We start from the raw sequence: 1,354 nt of genomic DNA, 5'->3' as shown, positions 1-1,354 counted from the left end.
AGCGCCGGGTGAACCGTCCCCGGTTTGATGCCGGTTCCTTTCGAGTCTGGAAGGAAGATAGTCATCATGCCGAAGCAGATCCCGGAGGAGACGAAGCAGCGAGCGATCCGGCTCGTGCTCGACCATCTCGATGAGTACCCGAACCTGACGACCGCGTGCGAGACGGTCTCGAAACGGCTCGGCTTCGGGGCCGAGTCGCTGCGCCGATGGGTGCGGCAGGCTCAGATCGACGCCGGCGAACGGCAGGGCGCCTCGACGAGCGAGTCGGAGCGGGTGCGGCGGCTTGAGCGGGAGAACCGTGAGCTGCGTGAGGCGAACGCGATCCTGCGCGACGCGGCGGTTTTCTTCGCCGGGGAACTCGACCCCCGACGCCGCTGATCGTCGGCTTCATCGACGAGCAGCGGGCCAAGGGCCGCGCGGTCGAGTCGGTCTGCCAGGTCCTGCGGGAGCAGGGCGTGGAGGTCGCCGCGCGAACCTACCGGGCGTGGAAGCGCGCCCAGCCCAGCAACCGCGCTGTGGATGACGCGGTGATCATCGACGCGCTGCTGGCGACCGTCGGCACGCCGGAGGGCATGTACGGGCGGCGGAAGATGACCACGCATCTGCGACGTGCCGGCCACGACGTGTCCCAGCGGCGGGTGGACCGGCTGATGCGGGATCTCGGCCTCAACGGCCGGGTGCGCGGGCGTGGCGTGCGCACGACCGTCCCGGATCGGAACGCCGAGCGCGCACCGGATCTGCTCGAGCGGGACTTCACCGCGCCCGCGCCGAACCAGCGCTGGGTGGCGGACTTCACCTACGTGCGCACCTGGGCCGGGTTCGCGTACGTGTCGTTCGTGATCGACTGCTTCTCACGCGCGATCGTCGGCTGGCAGGCCGCGACCACGAAGACGACGCCGTTGGTGACCACGGCGCTGCGGATGGGCCTGTGGCGGCGCGACCGAGCCGGCCGCCCGGCGCTCGACGGACTGGTCCATCACAGCGATGCCGGGTCTCAATTCACGTCCGTGAGCTTCGCCGAGACGCTCGCCCTGGAGGGCATCGCTGCGTCGATCGGCTCGATCGGCGACGCGTATGACAATGCCCTCGCCGAGTCGACGATCGGGCTGTTCAAGACCGAAGCGATTCGCGACGACTCACCCTTCCGGACCGGTCCGCTCAAGCAGCTGGAGGACGTCGAATGGGTCACCGCTGAATGGGTCGACTGGTACAACGCCAGGCGCCTGCATTCCACCCTCGGCGACGTCCCTCCCGAGGAGTTCGAGGCCGCGTACTACGCTGACCTCGAAACGCCATCACACCCGGTGCTGGCACCCGCATAGGAGCGGCAGAGAACCGGGGACGGTTCACTTTG

The 1,354-nt window shown here is 68.8% G+C and carries 1 protein-coding gene; it reads left to right on the top strand.

Features of this window, described 5'->3' with window-relative positions:
• Window positions 1–66: 66 nt before the first annotated feature.
• Window positions 67–1,322 (top strand): IS3 family transposase gene (locus L332_RS18600; RefSeq protein WP_144061008.1). Its coding sequence is split into 2 segments (ribosomal slippage): window positions 67–337 and window positions 337–1,322, totalling 1,257 coding nucleotides; the frame shifts between segments, so codons are not numbered across the junction.
• The last annotated feature ends 32 nt before the right edge of the window (window positions 1,323–1,354 follow it).

The sequence above is a fragment of the Agrococcus pavilionensis RW1 genome (assembly GCF_000400485.1).
Taxonomy (GTDB): Bacteria; Actinomycetota; Actinomycetes; order Actinomycetales; family Microbacteriaceae; genus Agrococcus; species Agrococcus pavilionensis.
The sequence above is the reverse complement of the archived record's forward strand: the minus strand, read 5'-3'. Positions and strand labels throughout refer to the sequence as shown.